The following is a 20960-nucleotide window of genomic DNA, read 5'->3' on the forward strand; positions in this document are numbered from 1 at the left end:
CGCAACATGCGTTCCCGATGATTAAGCGCCGTTTTCATCTATCAGCATTTGAATGCTGATATTTCGTTCTTCACGCTCTATATCGGTTAATACGTCGTATTTTTTTAACAATGCGTACAATTGATTCACGACTTCTTGCTCGAGTGACCAATTGAGTAACTCTTCTAGCTGAAAATAAAGGTGGGCGGGCATACATTGTGATTGGCGCTCCAACCTTCGTGAGACATCCTCTATCGAATGATCTACCGTACTAGGGTCCACGGTTTCATTCAACCTCCTCAACAATCTTAAAGTCTATCTCTCATAATACCAAAAAATCGTGAGGAGCGTTAGAGATACATTTTCTTGTTGGCATTTATTGAGGCGAGGAGTAACATGGGGCTTAGAATAATAGAAGAGAAGGAGATGTCGTGATGCGGCATAGATTGTCAGCGCGTGAGTTGCGCTTAAAGCGAGTCGAGTCACTCTATCGAATCGTATTTGAAAAACCTGCTCGTTTCATTGCGGGTGGCTTCTTACTTGCGATTTTTATTGGGGCAACTCTTTTATATATGCCATTTGCCCAAGATGAGCCTGTTTCTTGGATTGATTGCCTATTCATCGCGACTTCTGCGGGAACTGTGACGGGGTTATCTACGGTTGATATTGGAACATCTTTCAATACATTCGGGGAATTAGTCATTGTTGCTCTTATTCAAATCGGTGGTCTCGGCTTTATGACAATCGCATTAATGCTCTTGAGCGTATTGGGTAAGAAAATCGGATTGAAACAACGAATAATTTTACAGGAATCATTAAACTTAGCAGGACCGGGTGGAACGGTACGACTTGTAAGAAACATTATTTTTACGACTGTAATTGTGCAATTCATCGGGATGTTATTTTTAACGTTTGAACTTTATAGTACAGAAAATTATTCTTTCATCTCAGCGCTACACTACGGTTTTTTCCATGCTGTTTCTGCCTTTAACAATGCAGGGTTCGCATTATTTCCGGATAGCCTGATGTCGTTTGAACAGAACACGGCGATTGTTGTAACGATTGCACTCATGATCATGGTTGGTGGTCTCGGCTTTACGACCATTGCCGACGCGACAGAAGTAAGAGGGTGGAAACGCCTCGCACTTCATTCGAAAATCATGATTCTATCTCTGCTTGTCATCAATGGGATCGCTTGGTTCATGCTAATGATGTTTGAATGGGTATCGAACGAAGGTGCTTTGTATGGACGATCGTTCGGTGAGGCGCTACATGTGACATTCTTTCAAGCCGTGACGACGCGAACAGCCGGTTTCAATACAATCGATATCGCCACGATGGCGCCTGTATCAATCGGCTTAATTTTGATTCTCATGTATATCGGGGCTGGTGCAGCGTCGACTGGGTCTGGGATTAAAGTGACGACACTTGCAGTCATCTTCGCGGATATGTGGGCGTTCATCGCAGGAAAAAAAGAAACGGTTATTATGGAACGGACGATTGATGCGTTTCAAATAAAAAAAGCATACGTCGTTGCAATTTCGAGTTTCTTTTTTATTCTTATAATCACGACACTTGTTATTTTGACGAACGGTCACATTCCAGCGAGTGCCATTTTATTTGAGACAGTCTCGGCATTCGGGACGGTGGGATTATCGCTAGGAATCACCGCGGAATTGAACGATGCTGGAAAAGGTCTGATTATGTTCATGATGCTTCTCGGACGTGTCGGATCGCTGACGATTCTCTTTACCGTCGCACGTCAAGCCGACCGGAAGATTCGCTATCCGAAAGAGAAGATTTTGATTGGGTGAACGATGGTCCGTATATAAGAGTAGGTTGCAATCCTTGTGAATGGGGTTGCAACTTTTTTTAGATTTAGAATAGTCAGGAGGTGACAACGTTTTTTGACAGCCTTCATCCGATTAAATCATTGGTATATAATGGGCTCGTGAATGCAAAATCGATTTAGATTGACAAAGGAGGGTTATGGCCTGTTATCTTGGCTCGGTATGACAAAAGGAGAGGAGACAGGACGATCATTTTTCGGGGGTGTGTCGAAACGAGCGGTGACGCTTGTGTTGTTCTCCTCATTGATGTTGATGTACGGTGTGAAGTCGCTATTGATCTACCTGATTCCCACAGCGTATTTGGAAGATGCCATCGTTGCGGTTCTCCCTGGCATCGTGGGGCTCCTCGTTTCGTTGGTGTATATCCTCGTCCTCGAACGTCTGCTACATGATCAAGCAGTGTCTCGTAACCACGCGGATGAGAACTAAACAAGTGTACGCTCGTTCACAGTGTACACTTGTTCTTTTGGTTCCAGTCATAGTTGAAGCCCTGACACCTCAGGGCTTTTTGTGTGTCATGAAATAACGGACGATCTCCGGTAGATAATCTTGTAAATCTGGACAGACGATGCCGGTCCCGTCGAGCGCACGGATCGTTTGTGTCGTGTCAAAATGAACGGGATGCTTGAAGTACTCCAATAGTTCATGAGGGACATCGAGTTGTGCGGCATTCTTCCAGGTCGTGAATGCGACGTCCGCAACAGCGTGAGGGACCGTTCCTCGAGGCGGACGTTGGAACATCGTCTCATGCAACATACGATACACTTCTCGCGCCCCGTGTGGGAAGGGGTCTGTCAGATGGAACGTTCGTTTCATTCCTTCTGGCGAGTGTGCCAAGAAGGCGGTCGCTTCCACTACGTAATCATAAGGAACGAGATTCACCTCGACGTTTGCTCGACCGATATAAGGCAATGGTCGCATCTGCTGGAGTTGAGCCATCAACTTCAGTACGAAATAGACACCGTCAAACTTTTTCGTTTCTCCTGTTCGACTATGGCCAATCACGATACCAGGCCGAATGATGGTGATTGGCATGATTCCCATCTCACGTGAGACGAGCGCTTCTGCTTCGTATTTAGTCGCTTCATAATGATTTTTAAACTGTGCCCGATGCCATAACTCGTTTTCATAGACCGTTCCCCGACGATGTCCAGCGATATAGGCTGTACTGAAGTATACGTAACGCTTTAATTGTTTCGAGCGCTTGGCGAACGCCGTTACATGTTTCGTTCCGAGGATATTGACACGATAACCGGTATCATAAGGAATGCTTAGGTCGTAGGCAGCAGCAAGGTGAAAGACGTAATGCACGTCTCGCTCGATGACGGACCGCATAATCGGATCAAGAATCACTTCAGGCAACGTGATATCCGCCTCCACTAAGACGAGCTGACGAGGCTCGAGGGATGTCATGGACAGCAACGTATCCCGTAGTTCTTCCGCTTCACGCTGTTGGTTCGGAAGGTGTAGCGCATAGATCGTTCCGATTTGGTGAGGTAACGAAGCGAGGTGTTCAATTAATTTTCCTGCTAAAAATCCAGGGAATCCGGTAAAGGCATAATTGTTCATGACGTTTCCTCCGCTAAGTCTAATGTGAATGTAAAAGTTGATCCTTTTCCGATACTCGATTCTACTTCAATGCTTCCGCCGTGTGATTCGATAATTTCTTTACAAATGGAAAGACCGAGACCGGTCCCGCCGATTTTACGTGTATCCGAATTGTCGACCCGGTAGAACTTTGTAAATAATTTCTCGAAAGCGTGCTCAGGAATACCGATTCCGAAGTCCCGAATGGATACATGAGCCTGGTTGTGGTCTTGTCGGATTCGTACTTCGATTTCTTGTTCGTTCGGCGAATACTTGATGGCATTTGAAATCAAGTTGACAAGTACCTGTTCAATCCGGTTTCGGTCAGCAATCAACAGCATGTCATTATCGGCATTGTCGAAATGGATAGCGTGGTCATTCGTTTCACGGAAGCGTTCAATCACTTCTAAGACGAGTTTATTCAAAGAAAAATGATCTTGTTTATATTCCTGATGCCCATCCTCCATGCGTTGAATGTCCAAAAAATCGTTTAGTAAAGCAGTCAGCCGTTTGGCCTCCTTCGCCATCGTCTTCAAGAACCGTTCTCGTTTTTCAGGTGTCAAATCACGTGCGAGCATCAATTCGATGTACCCTGACAACGAGGAGAGTGGTGTTCTGAGTTCATGTGAGACCGTACTCACTAATTCATTTTTAATCTGATCCATTCGTTCTTCTTCAGTCCGGTTCCGGAACACGAATAAGAAGCCACTATCCATACCGAATTGCCGCTTCGTATCCATAATTGTCCCGTACATCTCGTAATATTCTTCATCCCGGTCGCTCGGCTGTGGGATGGAGAAGCGCATCGACACCTCTTGAGCCGTTCCGTCGAGAAGTTGGTCCATCTTGCGTAACATTTCGCTTCGATCACGTGGACGGAACGTAGAGAGGAGCGGGATACGTTCTTGAATTTTATTCGGAGCGATTCCAGGTAAATCCATGAGTCGTCGCGCGTGGACGTTCATGAACAAGACACTCCCGTTCGATTCGGTTAAGACGAATGCTTCATTCGACGCTTGCAAAATGGATTGAATGACATCCCGTTGACGGGCGATTGCATTTTTTTCACGTTCGAGCATACGCTCTACTTTTTTACGGTCACTGATGTCACGCATGACGGCTACCCGTAACGTTTGACCTTGATACGTCACTTCTTTCGGATATACTTCCATTTCTAAGAATGTCCCATCTTCTCGCCGTCCAATCACTTCATAAGGGGTTTGAATATGGTTCCGAATGCGTCTCAGTACGTCAGCCCGGTATCCTTCTGCGATGAACTCGATGGTTTGGCGGCCGACCATCTGTTCGGCAGGGATTTTGAATATAGATTCAGCTGCCTTGTTCGCATCGAGAATCATCCCATCCTCATGAAACAGGACGGCTTCGATGACGGATTCGGCAAACATACGATAGCGTTGTTCTTTATAACGCAGCTCTCGTTTTAATTCAATCTCCGGGCTCACATCGAATACAAAGAAAAAAAAGCCGATGAGTTGCTCTTGCTCGTACACCGGATGCATGAATAGTTTTCCGATGAAATGTGTCCGGTCCTTACATTGAAACTTCCACTCCCGGTCTCCTTTGTCGAGAGCAAGGCGCAGCATTTGTTCAAAAGAAAGCAGCTGTTCCATTTCGTCCTGATACGCGGAGCGCTTTTCGCTCAACTCTCTCGATTCAAATAGAGCGAACGGAGTCATTTCATAGAGCACTTCATGGGGTGCATAGCCGAACAGTTCTGTTGCCCCTTGATTAAATCGAGTGATTAACAGATTCGCATCCGTCATAATCATCGCCATATCGAGCTCTGTGTGCATCATTGCCTCAAAGGCGTTATGCTGAATCGTCACGCGTGTATCGTGAGGGAGGGGTTCGATGGAGAGGATGTAATTATCTTCCCAAGGGTTAGCGTGCACACGCATCGTCGGTAGTTCATACATCCAAGGAAGCCCTTGTTCCATGCGACGAGACAATTCCATCGTAATCGGCGACTGGTTGACCATATGGAAAAGGTTAGCACGAGTCTGCAGATTCTCTGGAAATTGCTCTAGAAATGGGCGGTTTGCTTGGACGATTGTTCCATCTTTCTGTATTAAAGCAACCCCATAAGGTAGTGCATGTAGTAACTTACTTTGGAGATTGGCGTGATTCTCCATGAACGATCATCCCTCCTTCGTCGGTGTCAGACGAGCATATCTTTTATATCATTCGACATATCCCCCTTTCATTTCCTGCCCTCGAAACGGTAAAGTGAGAGAGAAGACTCAGAAAGGAAAGATGGGGATGATTGGATTACTCATTAGTATCATCGGTGCCATTGGTTTATGGTGGTTCGAGGCACCACTTTGGAGCAGTATTTTGCTTCTCCTGCTTGGAATCGGGTGGTTTGTTTGGAAGATTCGGTTGTCGACGATTGATCGAATCGATCGCATGGACGGTCGAGAGTTTGAACTATTTTTAGAAGAAGTGTTCACAGCACTCGGTTACACGGTCACCGTGACACCTGCATCCCGAGACTTTGGAGCTGACTTGTTACTGAAGACACCTGATGGATGGACGATCGCGATACAAGCGAAACGATATGAAAAGGTGGTCGGACTTGAAGCGGTTCAACAAATTGCGGCGGCAGTCCCGTACTATCAAGCTCATGAAGGATGGGTCGTGACGAACTCGACTTATACGGACGGTGCGTATGAATTAGCGTCACCAAATCAAGTTCGTTTGATTGCAAGAATGGAACTTGAAGAACTCTTAAAAGAAGCGGGATATAAGCGATAAGAATAGGCCTGTTCACAAGTTCGACAGAATCCGGAATAATGTCGAAAAAAAGGGGTTGTCTTTTTCGTTAAACGATGCAATAATCATCTTCGTCATATGAAATATGTAGTAATTGAAACGAGATAAAAACTACACAGAGAAACGATTGGGGTTTTAAGAAATACCCGACCGTACACATAAAAAAAACACGGTTGGAACGTGCTAGGAGGAAAAAGCGGTGCGCAAATTAATTTATGTAAAAGGTTGTGTCTTTACGCAAGGTGAGGCGACCATTTATGATGAGACAAATGATGCGATCGGATCTGTTCACCGCGACGCGGAAGGCAGCGTCCAAGTACACAATTTGTCTGGACGACAGATCGCTCACGGGAAGTATATTCCGAACTGCCAAAAATGGGTCGTGATGAACCATGACGGGCAGGCGATCGGTCAATTGAAAGATAAGTTCTCGTTATTCGGGAAAAAGTGTGAGTACAATGTCTATGAACGCGGACTCTTCACGATTCAATACGATGTGGAACGTCATAAGTTCAGTGTCCGAGACAAAGCAGGTAAGCTTGTCGCCGAACTACGGAAACAAGAAAATGATACGTTCTGCCTAACGAAAGAAGCAGACCAACTATCCATGTTCGAACTTCTTTCTGTTTTAAAGACGTTAACGGTTAAATCGCGGATGCCGCTTGCAGTATCTGTCTCATAAAAATGACGAGCACCGGTCGAGGGGACCGGTGCTTTTTTGATGCCACGACAAAACCGCTTCATCAAATGAAGCGGTTTAAATAGTGCTTCGCCTCGAGTTCGAGTGTCGTCACCCGATGTGCGTATAGACAGAGCTTCAAAACGTGGACGATATTCGGATGGGTATATTTCGTCTTTTCAAGTGAACGTTTTGCCCGCGTATCGAGAAGATCGATCGGGCTTGTGGACTTCGCATATTCCGCATACAGACGATAGAAATCAATCGGGGTGATGAAGTCGTCTTCGTCCCGGTCAGGGTTGTTGAAGATGAGCGCCAACAAGGAACTCGTCTCTTCCAGTGAAAAAAGGTGTTTCAAGTCATCAAGGAGATAAATGATTGCCGCTTGATGCAAGGAATACTTTTTACCGATTCGTGGGACACCGATGATTTTCCGGACTTCACGCTTCGTCCAGTTTTGAATTGTCGTCGCGGAGAGATGTTCTCCGGTCAATGCGTTCGCAAGTGCGACGATTTGGTTGATTGATAAGCCGTTCTTTTCAATATGAAACAAGTGGATTTTTCGAAGCTCTTTTGGAAAGTGCTCACGTACGTCCTCGGGGAAGAGGGCGATGGCTCGCTCGATTTCTCCGACCTGCATAAAATGAAGGCAATCTGCCAAAGTTTGAATTGAAGTTGCGTCGCGCATACGGCCACCCTTTCTATCGCCAACATCGTACGTTGGCTATACAGTCATTTGACCTCATTCTACCAAATGTTTGAAAAGTAAGCTAGGATGGGCACCGATTAAGGTATAATGACGGTATCATATACACTCTGTACATAAAGGTGGTCAAGCAATGAATGAATGGATTAGTTCAATTCTTTCGATCGTGGTCGTCCTCGTATTTCTCGTAGGACTCGAACAAGTTGGGAAACGTCTTGGATGGACAGATGAAACAATTCGAAAAAGTGTACATATCGCAGTCGGGCACTGGTCTCTTTTAGCGATTTGGTTATTAGAGTCATGGTACGTTGCGGCAGTCCCGCTTATCTTTTTTACCTTTGCGAACGCGATCTTGTTATACAAAAGTCCATCGCCGGTACATCAAACGGAAAGAAAGTCGCTCGGGACAGTTTATTATCCAATCGCGTTACTCGTTATCCTCTATTTTTTCTTTGAGTCAGAGCCGATTGCTTTTTTAGCCGGTTCACTCGTTCTCGCATGGGGAGACGGAATGGCTGCACTCATCGGACGAAAATACGGCACAATCACTTATGACTTATACGGCCAAAAGCGTTCCTTCCAAGGAAGTGTCGCGATGTTCCTTAGTTCATATGCGGTCTTATTTTTATTGTTTTTGTGGAATGATATCGTGATGTGGCAAGTGGTAACTTATGGGTTTATTATTTCCATCATTGCAACGCTGACAGAAGCGATATCGTATCGAGATTGGGATAACTTTACAATCCCCATTGTAGTTGCTATGGCCACATCACTATTGTTATAAACTAATTGCTAATTTGTAAGAAAAACGTTGCTTGTCACGCCCGGTAATCATTTGTATACTGTGTTTCGTACTGAAACCATTCAGGGACGTGCTCGGGATGAATGAAATGGGACCGAACACTGATTAAATAGAACGTAAAGGATTGAGTGAACGCATGAGCTTTTTACAGCAACTTCAAAGTATCATTCCGACCGAGCGCGTCCTTCAAGACGAGCCATTGTCGGCGCACACGTATACAAAACTAGGTGGAAAGGCAGATTACTTCGTAGCACCACATACGTACGAAGAAGTACAGGCCGTTTTAGAACTAGCCCATCAGGAAGCGATGCCATTTATGGTTCTTGGGTTCGGTTCAAACTTGATTGTGCGGGATGGGGGAATCCGCGGAATTGTTTTAAATTTGAATGAATTAAACACGATTCGTCGTGATGGCGATCAAATGATTGCACAAGCTGGAGCAGCGATTATCGATGTTTCTCGTCAAGCGCTTGCAGAGAGCTTGTCTGGTCTTGAGTTTGCTTGTGGTATTCCTGGAACGGTCGGTGGTGCGGTCTATATGAATGCTGGTGCATACGGAGGAGAGACGAAAGACGTCATTACGTCTGCGACGGTATTGACACCGGAAGGCCAAGTACTTCATTTGTCAAAAAACGAACTGGAACTTGATTACCGGACGAGTCGTGTATCTAAAGAGGGATTGATCGTATTAGAAGCGACGTTCGAACTCGAACCGAAGAACTACGAAGTGATCAAAGAAGTGATGGACGATTTGACATATAAACGTGAATCGAAGCAACCGCTGGAGTATCCTTCATGCGGAAGTGTATTTAAACGCCCACCTGGCTATTTTGCCGGCAAGTTGATTCAGGAATCAGGTCTACAGGGTAAGCGAATCGGAGGAGCAGAAGTATCGCTCAAGCACGCCGGATTTATCGTCAATATTGACGAGGCGACAGCGACAGAGTACATCTCGCTCATTCGTCACGTCCAAACGACCGTCAAAGAAAAGTTCGAAGTGGAGTTAGAACCGGAAGTGAAAATTATCGGGGAAGACATCACCGTTGAGAATGCATAATGAAAGAAGGAATCGGACGACTTCGTTCGATTCCTTCTTTCATTTATAACAAAAAAGCAACGAGAACGGGCATCTCGTTGCCTTAGATTTATGCTTGTGTTTGTTTTGCGACCGCTTCATGAGCAGGAACGAACGGATATTCCAGATCACGAGCGACCGCTTCATATGTGACAGTCCCTTTGATGACGTTTAAGCCTTTGAGAAGTGAACCATTTTCAAGAAGTGCTTGGAATACGCCTTTTTGTGCACATTCAATGATATATGGCATCGTCGCGTTCGTCAGACCCATTGTTGATGTGCGTGGTACTGCTCCCGGCATGTTAGCAACGGCATAATGCTGTACACCATAACGTTCATACGTTGGTGCATCATGCGTGGTGATGTGGTCGATTGTCTCACAAATGCCTCCTTGGTCGATCGCGACGTCTACGATGACAGAGCCTGGTGACATTCGTTGTACCATTTCTTCTGTGACAAGCTTAGGTGCTTTCGCTCCTGGAATGAGGACAGCCCCGATGACGAGGTCACTCTCGGCCACTCGTTTGGCGATATTATATTTATTTGAGATTAACGTGTTGATGGTATTTCCAAACAAGTCATCGATTTGACGAAGACGAGCAGGGCTAATGTCCATCAGCGTAACGCTTGCGCCGAGACCGATTGCGATGCGGGCCGCGTTCGTTCCGACGACACCGCCCCCGATGACGGTAACATTCGCACGAGGCACGCCTGGTAATCCTGACATTAAAATTCCTTTCCCACCGTGAGGTTTTTCAAGGATTTGTGCTCCGATTTGGGCAGCCATCCGACCTGCCACTTCACTCATTGGTGTGAGAAGTGGTAACGTCCGATCGACCTCTACTGTCTCATACGCAATTGCTGTTATACCTGAATCGACGAGCGCTTTCGTTAACTCTGGCTCCGCCGCGAGGTGTAAATACGTGAAGAGCGTCAAATCAGAACGGAAATATTGATATTCCGACGGCTGTGGCTCTTTTACTTTAAGTGCGAGTTCGACGCCTTCCCATACTTCTTTCGCTGTTTCGACGATTGTTGCACCTGCATCGATATACTCCATATTCGTGAATCCACTACCGAGTCCGGCGTTCGTTTCGACGACTACGTCATGACCAAGCTCTGTTAGCATAAATGAACCCATCGGTGTTAATGCCACCCGATTTTCGTTGTTTTTAATTTCTTTTAATACCCCGATTTTCATGGAACATTCCCCTTTCATTCCGTTGACACAAATTGTTCACACCCCTAGTATAAATCCAATTGAAAGCGCTGTCTTTATCATGGATTCTAAAAACGAAGACGTTCGCTTTGTGAAAAAACACAAAGCGAACGTCTAGTCTTCTAATCGATATTGACCAGCTTTGATGGCCAAATAAATCATAGCTCGTTCCGGTAATGACACTTGAGTGATATTCGTCAACTCTTCGATGCGTCGAATCCGGTATAGGACGGTATTCGGATGGATGTGTAGGTGGGATGCGACTCGCTTAACATTGCCTTCGAAATAAAAATACCATTCGAGTGTCGTCACGAGTTCGGTCTGATGGGACGAATCGTAATGTTGCAACCGTTCGATGGTCGGATGGGTTTCAAGTCGGAGCCCGATGCGCCGTGCGAGCTCTGGGACAAGTTGATAAATTCCAATCTGTTCGAAAGCACGGGAAGTCGAGAGTTCGAGAGGGAACTTGCGACGCAATGTCGTGACGCGTCTTGCTTCCTCGGCTGCGTCGTATAACATGTCACTCTCAAAAAAGCGTCGACTGATTCCGAGTCGTGGTTCGGATTCGATAAATTTGTCTTGAAGTAACTGTTCGAACCGTTCCGCCCAAGCTAATAATTCCGTCTCTTCATCGGACAGTTCAGACTTCATATAGTGCCAGACGAGTAACTGCTGACCATCGATGGCATGTAAAACGACTTCGATTGCCTCTTGAGTTGCGAGCACATAATGAAGACGCTCAGCGAGTTGAGGGGTGATCGGTTGGGTACATTCGATGATTGTTAGACGACTCGCGACCGCGATAGGTGCGAGTTCATTCAATCTTTCGCGATTAGAATCGGAGAGCGACGAAGAAGCAAGGACATCTAATAAAAAACGTTCAAGCTCGGCACTGATACGACGTTCGTGCATCGCAATTGTCATGAGTAGTTTCTTGGCGATTGTCGCTCCTTCTTGTAGAATTGCCAACTCTTGATTGGTGAACGGATTTGTGCGGGCTAAACTCCAAATATAGCCGAGTACTTCATCATGTTGTTTGATGACGATTGCCGCGCGTTCCCCGAGACCGATGGAGAGCCGCGCTGGGATGACAACGGGTTCATCTTGGACGGTGACTTCTCTTAAAATACCACTCTCCCATAAATCTTCGATCACGGCTTCAGGTACGCGACGACCGATAATGGTCGCGATTCTGGCCGGGTCGGTCGAGTCGGGATGGGTACTATAGGCGAGTAATTGGTGATAGCGATTTTCAATCGTAATAGGTGCTCGAATCGCTTGGCCAATCGCTTCGGCGAGTGTATCGAGTGATTCATATGATTTCTGCAAAAAAGGCATATCGATTCCTCCTCACTCTGAGTATACCGTCTTCTTTGTGAAACTTCACAAAAAGAATCGAGAGTGTGAGAAATGACATACCTTTAACGATTAAATGGGAAAAAACAATCCAACGACAAGGCCGAGTAAAGCCCCAATGATGACTTGGAACGGCGTATGTCCGACAAGCTCATTCAAGAGCGGGGTTTCATGTTTGATCCCCTTAAAGTAGTCATTCAAGAGACGAGCTTGGAACCCGACCGCCTGGCGAACTCCGGTAGCATCATACATGACGATTGTCGCAAAGACGACGGCGAGTGCGAACATACTCGAGTCAATCCCTTCTGCACGACCGATTGCCGTAGCGAGAGCAACGACAGTAGATGAGTGTGAACTCGGCATGCCGCCTGAAGCGAACATGATTTCAATTTCAAAATCCCGTGTTTTAATGAGTTCAGTTACGAGTTTGGCCGCTTGGGCGATAAACCAAGCAAGAATCGCAGCGAGTAAAGGTTCGTTAAACATGCAAGTATTCACTTCCTGTCTGACATAGTACCTTCACTATACCCGAAAGCGTCTCAGATTATACGTTAAGATTTCGTCAAAAAAGGTGCCGCGGATGAGTCATCCGTGACACCTTTTGGTCGATTTTTGTTACCCGACTACTCCTTCAGTTTCCTGAAGTTTCTCTGCAATATTGTCGATGATATAACGGTTGCGTGGGTGTTCTTGACACTCTTTTGAGCATGAACGCATTTGTTTCGGTTCACACTCTTCACAACAGAAATGTTGAACGTTGCACTCCGGGTTGGCACAATTAACGTAACGAACCGTTTCTGTCCCGCAATGCATGCAATGTGAGACGACAGATGGGTTCACCGAGTTGACAGGGACGTTGATGCGCTCATCGAAGACATAAAGCTCACCGTCCCAGTTCTCTCCTTTTGTCGCTTCGTCTTTTCCATACATCGCGACACCACCTTTTAAGTGGAAAATGTTATCGTGACCTTGGTCACGCATATATGCTGTAAATTTCTCGCAACGGACTCCGCCGGTACAGTATGTGAGAAGAGTTTTCCCTTCGTAGAGGTCCTTGTTCTCTTCAAGCCATTCCGGCATGTAACGTGAAGCCTCTACATCAATTTTGATCGCATTTTTAAAGCGACCAAGTTCGTACTCGTAGTTGTTACGAACATCGAGGATGACGACATCATCACGGTTCATCATCTCTTTCCATTCTGCTGGTTCTAGGTATGCTCCGTGTTGTTTCGGCACATCAAACTCACCATCAAAGCGCCACGTCACGAGCTCTTTCTTGTGACGAACAAAAATTTTCTTGAAGGCATGCTCTTCGACTTCATCGATTTTAAACTCAATATCGCTGAAGAGTGGGCTTGCTTTCAAATCATTCATGTATTGCTCGGTTTGTTCCCATGTACCGGAGCACGTTCCGTTGATTCCTTCAGAAGAAATCAGGATACGCCCTTTGATACCGAGATCTTTACAATACTTCAAATGTTCTTGCGTGAGTGTTTCTGGGTCTTCGATATTGACGTACTTATAGTACAGCAAGACCCGCATTGGTTTTGTTTCCATGTTATGTTGCTCCCCTGTGTTCAGTTTTTTGCAGGAAAACGAACGTTGGGTTGTGTCGTTCGACGAATAGACTTGCCTGCAACCACAAGTCCATTATTATATGATAAATATCACGACGGATTTTCGCAAATGGTTTTTAATTTTTTTTGATGAATGCAGGGAGATGCGTCTTCTAAATCGAATTCGGGTAATAGAGTAGTAACGAAAGTTGAAGGTGGAACGACTATGCTCACTTCTCTCCAACAGTACATTATCCAATTGATTGAGTGGCTTCAGAGTTTGCCTGGTGGTCCTTGGGCTGGTCTTGGTGCTCCATTTTTAGAAGCAATCTTCCCTTTTCTGCCACTCGTCTTAATCATTTCTGCGAATGCGGCGACATATGGCTTTTTGTTAGGTGTTCTCTTGTCGTGGATCGGGAGTCTTCTCGGAACGATTGTCGTCTTCGCGGCCGTCCGGTACATCTTCCGAAAACCGATGACACGATGGCTTGAGAAGCATAAGACGGCGATATATTGGTTAGAACGAATTAATCACATGAGCCCGATTTCGCTCGGGTTCTTATATTCACTCCCGTTCATCCCGGTCAGTTTGATTACCTATTTACTGGCGCTCATCCAAATGAAGCTCCGTACGTTCATATTAGCAGCGGGATTTGGTAAACTGCTCGTCGTCGTCATTTTCTCTGTCATCGGAGACCAGTGGGAAGAATTTATTCAAAGCCCGTTTCGCTTGTCGATGCTCGGTCTGCTCTTAGTCATACTATGGGCCATCAGTCGAGGGCTTGAGGAAGTGCTCAAGCGACGGGCGTTCAAGAAACGGAACGAGCAATTGAAACAAGAGATGGTGACCAAACGACAAACACCCCTTTGAGAAAGGGGTGTTTTCGCTTATGACTGTTTTTTAAAGCGCGGGAAGTTGAAAGCAATGGCAATCCCTCCGCAAATAAAGAGGAGGAACGGATAGAACATGAACGGGACGAGGTCAGGCGATGCCGTCTCCGTCAACTCTGCGGCAATGAGGAGTTGTGCTCCGTATGGGAGAATCCCTTGTACGCCGCACGAGAAGATGTCGAGCACGCTAGCAGACTTTTTCCGTTCGATGTCATATTCGTCTGCAATGTTCGCTGCAAGCGGTCCGGCTACGAGAATGGAAATCGTGTTGTTCGCCGTCGCCACGTTTGTCGCACTGACAAGACCGGCGATACTCCATTCAGCACCGGCCCGTTTTTGGATGCGTGACGTCAAGGCATCACGTAAATATGCGAGACCGCCGTTATGTGAAATGAGTCCGACAAGTCCGCCCATGAGTAACGTCAAGAACGAGATTTCGGCCATGCCGATCATCCCGTCCGCAATGGCTGTCACAAACGCTGTCACAGATAAGCTTCCGTCAAGTAGACCAATGATACCCGTGAGCGTAATCCCACCTAACAAAACGAGAATGACGTTCAGTCCTGTTAACGCTAGTCCGATCACCGCGAGATACGGAATCAGTTTATACCACTCAAATGCAGCGACATCGACAGTCGATTCACCGTTCGATAAGACGGCGAGTAAAATGGTTGTGATGATTGCGGCCGGTAACACAATCCAGAAGTTCGTTCGGAACTTATCACGCATATTCGTCCGTTGTGTCCGCACAGCAGCGATGGTCGTATCTGAGATAAACGAGAGGTTATCCCCGAACATCGCACCCCCGACGACCGCTGCCGCAGCGATGGCGACGTTGACACCACTCTCTTCATGTATACCGAGTGCGATTGGTGCAAGTGCAGCAATCGTCCCGGTCGACGTTCCCATCGCCATGGAGATGAAGGCGGCAATGACGAAGAGCCCGCTCAAAAGAAGCGATGGTGGTAAGAGAGTCAACGCAGCGTTGACCGTTGCATCGATGGCGCCGATTGATTCAGCGACGGTTGAAAATGCGCCGGCCAGTAAGAAGATAAAAATCATAATGATGATTCCCGGATTGCCGGCTCCTTGAGCGATGCGCTCGACGGTTTGGGTAGCATTTCCTTTTGTCATGAATGCTGCAACCATCAAGGCGATGATGGCCGCAACGAGGACTGGAAACTTATAAAAGTCCCCGTAATAGACACCCGCTCCGATGAAGAAGAGTAAGAAGACGAGCAACGGCAAGAGTGCCCATTTGTTTGCTGTTGGTTGTTCCAAAATAATCACCTCATTAAAAATAAAAAGGACCCTTTTCTGAGAAAAAGGTCCTTCGTGCGAAATACCCTTTTCATCTTTCGAGCAATACGCCCGCTGGATTTGGCACAGGTTCCCCGCTGCCGAGACTTCACAGGGCCAGTCCCTCCGTCTCTCTCGATAAAAAGTTAGTCTATTCCATTATCAAACACGTTCCTTAACGTACCTGTTTCGAATCTAGTTGTCAACTTAAAAACTCCCCAATTCGATGTGAGAAAGGGGAGTTTACGTCGTTAAATTGTTGAAGTGTGCCACGCGGTTACGTCCTGCATATTTCCCACCGACATACAGCGCGCGGTCTGCGTTTCGAATCGTATCATCTAGACGCTTATTTCCAAACGCTTCAATCGTATCGACTCCAATCGACGTGGTCACAGAAATTTCGTGTTGGTCGACACAAAATGGTTTTGCTTCGATTTGGTGACGAATGCGCTCTGCGACTTCAATCGCTTGGGTCATATCACACTGGTTGAGGAGTAAAATGAATTCTTCCCCGCCATATCGTGCGGCAAAATCATCTGTACGAAGTACTTGTCGAATTCGTCGCCCGAATTCTTGTAACACGTGGTCACCGACTTGATGTCCATACGTATCATTGATTTTTTTGAAGAAATCAATATCGAGCATGGCGACCGAAATCGGATACATCGAGATATCGGATATTTGTTGAATCCCATATTCATAAAATGCGCGTGCATTTGCGAGAAGCGTCAAACTATCCGTCCGGCTCTCGGTATAGAGACGGTCTCGTTCATGACACCGACTGATGGTCCGATTGAACGACTTTAAGAGTTTGATGATTTCCTGCTGAATGATTTTTGGATATCCATAAACCGGCTCGCCGGTCATGACAATCCATGTACGAATTCCTTCTATTTCTTCCGAGCGGACAGAGACGAAGCTATGATAGTCATTATGGAAAGCATCGGAAAGTGAGGCATCCCATTCAAATCGCATCTCATAGTCGAGGACGGGGTCATTCGGTTGACTGATGTCGAGTAGTGCGTATACGACTGGTCGATCGATTGGTTGACGTGTCTTCAAATCAAAGTAGAGTATACGATCGAACAATCTGAACTCGACATATCCTTCATCGTAGTGATTCAATTGTTCACACTGACTTAAAAAAACTTCGATGGCTTGCGCCTCACTCTGTGACAAGGAGACGGCTTCTTTTGCTTCATCGTATTGTTCGATCAACGATTTGAATGCATCTTGCCGCTCTTTTTGAATGAGGAGCCGCTTAATAAAAAATGTTAATGCAGCCGCGATGCTACTGACGACAAGTAGATTGGTCTCTCGGAACAACGCCGCCGCTAAAATGAAGATCAAACTGACGACGTACGTATAAAATGCAATCTTCATAAAGTCGCTCAAGGCGATGTCGACACGGAACCACCATTTCACCTGATATTTTTGGAACACGGTGTTTAAGAAAATTGCAAGAAACAGTCCGGCGAGTGGAACAAAAGATTCCTGTGAATAAAAGTCAAGTCCGGTCTCGCCACCAATGGCGAGATAGACAGCTGCCGGAATAACAATTTCTAAATAAGCTGTAATGGCGTTCCAAGGATAAGTGAAACGGAATCGACGGATGGCGACTTTTGGTTTCAGATTGGCAAATTGAAAAATAAACAATCCGATTTGGTTGACGATGAGTGCCGTTTCAAATCCAAAAAATAAAAATAAGATTAAGACGATACTCTCAGAAAAAGTGAAGTACACACCTTTGACTTCGATTGAGTCGAGTTGAAAAATGATGACGAGTAATGAGATTAAAATAAACGACAACGGATCGATGGTCGGGGCGTGCAGGATATCCAATGCAAATAATCCGATGGTGAAGAGGAATAAAACGCTCCATATACTCCAGCCGAGCACGGACATCTTGCGAAAGTGGTTCATATGTTCCCTCCTAGCTTGGGAAATTTCAAGATATAATAGTAAAGATTCGTCAGGATTTCGTGAGAGTCCTGCTTCTCTTCTATCATGATTGAATTCTAGCATTGAGTATACAGGGAATATCCTCTATAATGAAGTTGCTTTTCAACCGCATAGACGAATGTCGATGAAAAAGAGAGTAACGACGATTTGGTCAACAAAGCGATTCGGGGATTGGTGAGAGCCCGGGCTGACAAACGTCGCGAAACGCACTTTTGAGATGCTATCCGAAATGAGAGTAGGCGTAGCCGGAGGGAACCGTTATCACCATAAAGCGGTCTGCATCATGCAGGCAAGAAGAGTGGTACCGCGGGAATTCCCGTCTCTTTGCATCTATTGCAAAGGGCGTTTTTTTTATGAGCTGCAATAAAAGAAGGAGGACATACAAATGAGTTATGAACGCAAGTACGCAGAAGCGTTATCACGTGTCATCGGAGAAGAACTTACGATTGACCAAATTGAAGCACTGATTGAAAAGCCGAAACACGAGGCGCACGGTGACCTCGCCTTCCCATGTTTTCAATTGGCGAAAGCTTACCGGAAAGCACCTGTCATGATTGCGACAGATATCGCGAATGAATTAAACGATGAATTGTTCACGAAAGTCGAGGCGGCGGGACCTTACGTCAACGTCTTCTTAAGCCGTGATGTCGTTTCAAAAGAAATTATTAATACGGTGCTCGATGAGAAGTCGGATTATGCAACACATGCGACGCGCAATGAAACGATTGTGACAGACTTTTCATCACCGAATATTGCGAAACCGTTCTCGATGGGGCATTTACGTTCGACAGTAATCGGGAATGCGATCAACCAAATCGCACGTAAAAACGGATATGACGTCGTCGGTGTCAACCATCTTGGAGACTGGGGTACACAGTTCGGAAAACTGATGGTCGCATACAAGAAATGGGGCGATGAAGAAGCGGTTCGTGCCAACCCGATTGCAGAACTCTTGAAGTTATACGTCCATTTCCATGAAGAGGTGAAGACACAGCCGGAACTCGAAGATGAGGGTCGTGCCTGGTTCAAAAAACTCGAAGATGGCAATGCGGAAGCGACAGAACTTTGGCAATGGTTCCGTGACGAGTCACTCAAAGAATTCCAAAAAGTATACGACCTCCTCGGTGTGAAGTTCGAGAGCTTCAACGGTGAAGCGTTCTATAACGATAAGATGGGACGCGTCGTCGAGATGCTCGAAGCGAAAAATCTATTGGTCGAAAGTGAAGGCGCAATGGTCGTCTCACTCGAAGACGAGAACTTGCCACCATGCTTGATTAAGAAGAAAGATGGCGCAACATTGTACGCGACTCGTGACTTGGCAGCGGCCATTTATCGCTACGAGACGTACAACTTCGTTCAAGCGAATTATGTCGTTGGTGGCGAACAGGCGCTCCATTTCAAACAACTTTTCTCTGTCCTTCGTAAGCTTGGATACGACTTCGTAGACGGAATGCATCACGTACCGTTTGGCTTGATTTTGCAGGAAGGGAAGAAGATGTCGACACGTAAAGGACGCATCGTTCTTCTTGAAGAAGTCTTGAAAGAAGCGATTGAAAAGGCACAAGGGAACATCGAACAGAAGAACCCAGACCTTGCGAACGCACAAGACGTTGCCCGTATGGTCGGTGTTGGTGCAGTCGTCTTCCACGACTTAAAGAATGAACGCATCAACAACATTGAATTCGACCTCGACAGCATGCTTAAATTTGAAGGCGAGACAGGACCTTACGTTCAATATACGAATGCCCGTGCCAACTCACTCCTTCGTAAAGGAAACTATGATGGCTCACCGTTCGCCGGTGCAGACGATGACCACTCATGGAATGTCGTCACGATGCTCAACGCGTTCCCGCACGTCATCACTCGTGCTCATGAACGCCGCGAACCATCCATCATCAGCCGTTACGTACTTGACCTCGCGCAAGCGTTCAACAAGTATTACGGCCATGTCCGCGTCCTAGAAGACGATGCGGGCAAACAGTCACGTCTCGCTCTCGTCAAGGCAGTGACGCTCGTATTGACGGAAGGACTCCGTTTACTCGGTGTCGAAGCTCCAGGAGAAATGTAAGACAGACGAAAGGACCTCAAAAAATTGAGGTCCTTTTCCTATGCTCACACTTTCATCCGTGTCACCGTTCGGGCTTCCGTGTCATATAGACACCATTCCCGGTCAAAGATGACGGCGCCGACGTTGATAATATATCGTTTTTTCTTCAAGTGAAACGGTGTCCCGATTTCCCATGGAAGAGATTTACCTTTTCGATAAATACCCGGAATGTGACTGTGTCCGATGAAGACGAGCGGGTATGTCCCTTTCTCGACGATCGGTTCCCAGTCCTCGTTCCATTTGACTTGATGCCCATGTAAAAAGCGTGCCTCTCCAAGAGTCGTCTGTTCGGGTAACAAGGAAATTCGTGTTTTCACAGGATGGTCGATGACGAGTACCTCGTCGATTCGCTCCTCCTGATTGCCCCGTAGACTTGGGAAGGTCAGTAACGCTTCATAATTTGGGTCGTACGTCACAACGTCTTCGACATGATGAAACCGCTCATGGCGTCGCTTTTTTCCGATATGGCACTCATATAGGTCGCCGAGACAGAGGATGTGCTCCGTTTCGCGATGAACATGCTCGAGAACAGCCTTTAAATCATCAAACGAACCGTGCGGATCACTGATGATAGCGAGTTTCATCGGAAGTTCGTGAATTGGGCATCGACGGACAACTCGAGCTCACGCACGAGTTGCATGACGGCCTGGAGGTCATCACGTGATTTACCCGTGACACGAATTTGGTCGTCTTGAATTTGTGATTTTACTTTTAATTTTGATTCTTTGATGGCGTTGTTGATTTTTTTTGCGTCATCTTTATCGATACCGCTCTTCAATTTCACGCGTTGACGCACCGTGCCGCCAAGTGCGTGCTCTACTTTTTGATAGTCGAGGTTTTTTGTCGGAACACCGCGTTTGATCAATTTCGTGATCAAAACGTCTTTTAATTGCTCGAGTTTATAGTCGTCATCCGAGATGAGGACGAGGTCGCCATTGTCGAGGGACATCTCACTCTTTGACCCTTTGAAGTCATAACGGTTTAAAATTTCCTTTTCCGCAATTTGGATTGCGTTCTTTACTTCTTCAAGATTCATTTCTGACACGATATCGAAAGAATTGTCTTTTGCCATGTTTCATCCATCCTTTGTGTGGTTTTG

The 20960-nt window shown here is 46.2% G+C and carries 20 protein-coding genes, 1 riboswitch and 1 other annotated feature; of the genes, 8 read left to right on the forward strand and 12 right to left on the reverse strand.

Annotated elements, in window-relative coordinates:
- Positions 1-21: 21 nt before the first annotated feature.
- Positions 22-273, reverse strand: coding sequence for a hypothetical protein (locus KNO96_RS11040; RefSeq protein WP_230235447.1), 252 nt, complete (start codon positions 271-273; stop codon positions 22-24).
- Between the two features lie 140 nt (positions 274-413).
- Here KNO96_RS11040 and KNO96_RS11045 point away from each other — a divergent pair, with 140 nt between their 5' ends.
- Both KNO96_RS11045 and KNO96_RS11050 read left to right on the forward strand, forming a co-directional pair.
- Entirely contained in the window at positions 414-1793 is a 1380-nt protein-coding gene (locus tag KNO96_RS11045; RefSeq protein ID WP_214703718.1) for a TrkH family potassium uptake protein, read from the forward strand.
- Positions 1794-1934: 141 nt separating this feature from the next.
- On the forward strand, positions 1935-2258 hold the full coding sequence (locus tag KNO96_RS11050) for a hypothetical protein (RefSeq protein WP_214703720.1): 324 nt from the start codon (positions 1935-1937) through the stop codon (positions 2256-2258).
- Between the two features lie 69 nt (positions 2259-2327).
- On the opposite strand, the gene KNO96_RS11055 is transcribed toward KNO96_RS11050, so the two are convergent.
- Positions 2328-3398, reverse strand: a complete 1071-nt coding sequence (locus tag KNO96_RS11055; RefSeq protein WP_214703722.1) for an SDR family oxidoreductase — start codon at positions 3396-3398, stop codon at positions 2328-2330.
- Positions 3395-5569, reverse strand: a complete 2175-nt coding sequence (locus KNO96_RS11060; protein ID WP_051545917.1) for a PAS domain-containing sensor histidine kinase — start codon at positions 5567-5569, stop codon at positions 3395-3397. The genes KNO96_RS11055 and KNO96_RS11060 overlap by 4 nt, the downstream gene beginning before the upstream one ends.
- A gap of 127 nt (positions 5570-5696) precedes the next feature.
- Between KNO96_RS11060 and KNO96_RS11065 the strand changes: the two genes are divergently transcribed.
- Complete coding sequence (locus KNO96_RS11065; protein WP_214703724.1) at positions 5697-6191, forward strand: restriction endonuclease; 495 nt, start codon at positions 5697-5699, stop codon at positions 6189-6191.
- Positions 6192-6408: 217 nt separating this feature from the next.
- The gene (locus tag KNO96_RS11070) at positions 6409-6891 is read left to right on the forward strand and encodes an LURP-one-related family protein (protein ID WP_026824514.1); all 483 of its coding nucleotides are present in this window, start codon (positions 6409-6411) and stop codon (positions 6889-6891) included.
- A 61-nt stretch (positions 6892-6952) separates the two neighbouring features.
- Here KNO96_RS11070 and KNO96_RS11075 read toward each other — a convergent pair whose 3' ends face one another.
- Entirely contained in the window at positions 6953-7576 is a 624-nt protein-coding gene (locus KNO96_RS11075; RefSeq protein WP_026824513.1) for a DUF1836 domain-containing protein, read from the reverse strand.
- Between the two features lie 151 nt (positions 7577-7727).
- Between KNO96_RS11075 and KNO96_RS11080 the strand changes: the two genes are divergently transcribed.
- Together KNO96_RS11080 and murB are read left to right on the forward strand one after the other, a co-directional pair.
- The gene (locus tag KNO96_RS11080) at positions 7728-8378 is read left to right on the forward strand and encodes a diacylglycerol/polyprenol kinase family protein (protein ID WP_026824512.1); all 651 of its coding nucleotides are present in this window, start codon (positions 7728-7730) and stop codon (positions 8376-8378) included.
- A 154-nt stretch (positions 8379-8532) separates the two neighbouring features.
- The gene (murB, locus tag KNO96_RS11085) at positions 8533-9453 is read left to right on the forward strand and encodes a UDP-N-acetylmuramate dehydrogenase (protein ID WP_026824511.1); all 921 of its coding nucleotides are present in this window, start codon (positions 8533-8535) and stop codon (positions 9451-9453) included.
- 88 nt (positions 9454-9541) lie between these two features.
- On the opposite strand, the gene ald is transcribed toward murB, so the two are convergent.
- The 4 genes from ald to trhO all read right to left on the reverse strand — a co-directional run bounded on the left by ald (position 9542) and on the right by trhO (position 13603).
- Positions 9542-10672, reverse strand: coding sequence for an alanine dehydrogenase (gene ald, locus KNO96_RS11090; protein ID WP_026824510.1), 1131 nt, complete (start codon positions 10670-10672; stop codon positions 9542-9544).
- 132 nt (positions 10673-10804) lie between these two features.
- Positions 10805-12028, reverse strand: coding sequence for a PucR family transcriptional regulator (locus KNO96_RS11095; protein ID WP_214703726.1), 1224 nt, complete (start codon positions 12026-12028; stop codon positions 10805-10807).
- A gap of 90 nt (positions 12029-12118) precedes the next feature.
- Positions 12119-12544 (reverse strand): divergent PAP2 family protein, encoded by a 426-nt coding sequence (locus tag KNO96_RS11100; RefSeq protein ID WP_026824508.1) that lies wholly within the window; start codon positions 12542-12544, stop codon positions 12119-12121.
- Between the two features lie 117 nt (positions 12545-12661).
- Positions 12662-13603: an oxygen-dependent tRNA uridine(34) hydroxylase TrhO gene (trhO, locus tag KNO96_RS11105; protein ID WP_026824507.1), complete on the reverse strand. Its 942-nt coding sequence runs from the start codon at positions 13601-13603 to the stop codon at positions 12662-12664.
- Between the two features lie 225 nt (positions 13604-13828).
- On the opposite strand from trhO, the gene KNO96_RS11110 reads away from it, so the two are divergent.
- Complete coding sequence (locus KNO96_RS11110; protein WP_214703727.1) at positions 13829-14473, forward strand: TVP38/TMEM64 family protein; 645 nt, start codon at positions 13829-13831, stop codon at positions 14471-14473.
- Positions 14474-14490: 17 nt separating this feature from the next.
- Here the strand turns inward: KNO96_RS11110 and KNO96_RS11115 are convergent, their stop codons facing one another.
- Both KNO96_RS11115 and KNO96_RS11120 read right to left on the reverse strand, forming a co-directional pair.
- Positions 14491-15774, reverse strand: a complete 1284-nt coding sequence (locus tag KNO96_RS11115) for a Na+/H+ antiporter NhaC family protein (RefSeq protein WP_026824505.1) — start codon at positions 15772-15774, stop codon at positions 14491-14493.
- A 67-nt stretch (positions 15775-15841) separates the two neighbouring features.
- Positions 15842-15937: riboswitch (SAM riboswitch) on the reverse strand.
- 98 nt (positions 15938-16035) lie between these two features.
- On the reverse strand, positions 16036-17715 hold the full coding sequence (locus tag KNO96_RS11120; RefSeq protein WP_026824504.1) for a GGDEF domain-containing protein: 1680 nt from the start codon (positions 17713-17715) through the stop codon (positions 16036-16038).
- 154 nt (positions 17716-17869) lie between these two features.
- Positions 17870-18081: a binding site (T-box leader), on the forward strand.
- 58 nt (positions 18082-18139) lie between these two features.
- Here KNO96_RS11120 and argS point away from each other — a divergent pair.
- Positions 18140-19822 (forward strand): arginine--tRNA ligase, encoded by a 1683-nt coding sequence (argS, locus tag KNO96_RS11125; protein WP_026824503.1) that lies wholly within the window; start codon positions 18140-18142, stop codon positions 19820-19822.
- Between the two features lie 44 nt (positions 19823-19866).
- Here the strand turns inward: argS and KNO96_RS11130 are convergent, their stop codons facing one another.
- Positions 19867-20445: a metallophosphoesterase family protein gene (locus tag KNO96_RS11130; protein WP_214703729.1), complete on the reverse strand. Its 579-nt coding sequence runs from the start codon at positions 20443-20445 to the stop codon at positions 19867-19869.
- A complete protein-coding gene (locus tag KNO96_RS11135; protein WP_026824501.1) occupies positions 20442-20933 on the reverse strand; it encodes a YajQ family cyclic di-GMP-binding protein in 492 nt (163 codons plus the stop codon). The genes KNO96_RS11130 and KNO96_RS11135 overlap by 4 nt, the downstream gene beginning before the upstream one ends.
- Between the last annotated feature and the right edge of the window lie 27 nt (positions 20934-20960).

The sequence above is a fragment of the Exiguobacterium sp. s89 genome (assembly GCF_018617735.1).
GTDB lineage: Bacteria > Bacillota > Bacilli > Exiguobacteriales > Exiguobacteriaceae > Exiguobacterium > Exiguobacterium marinum.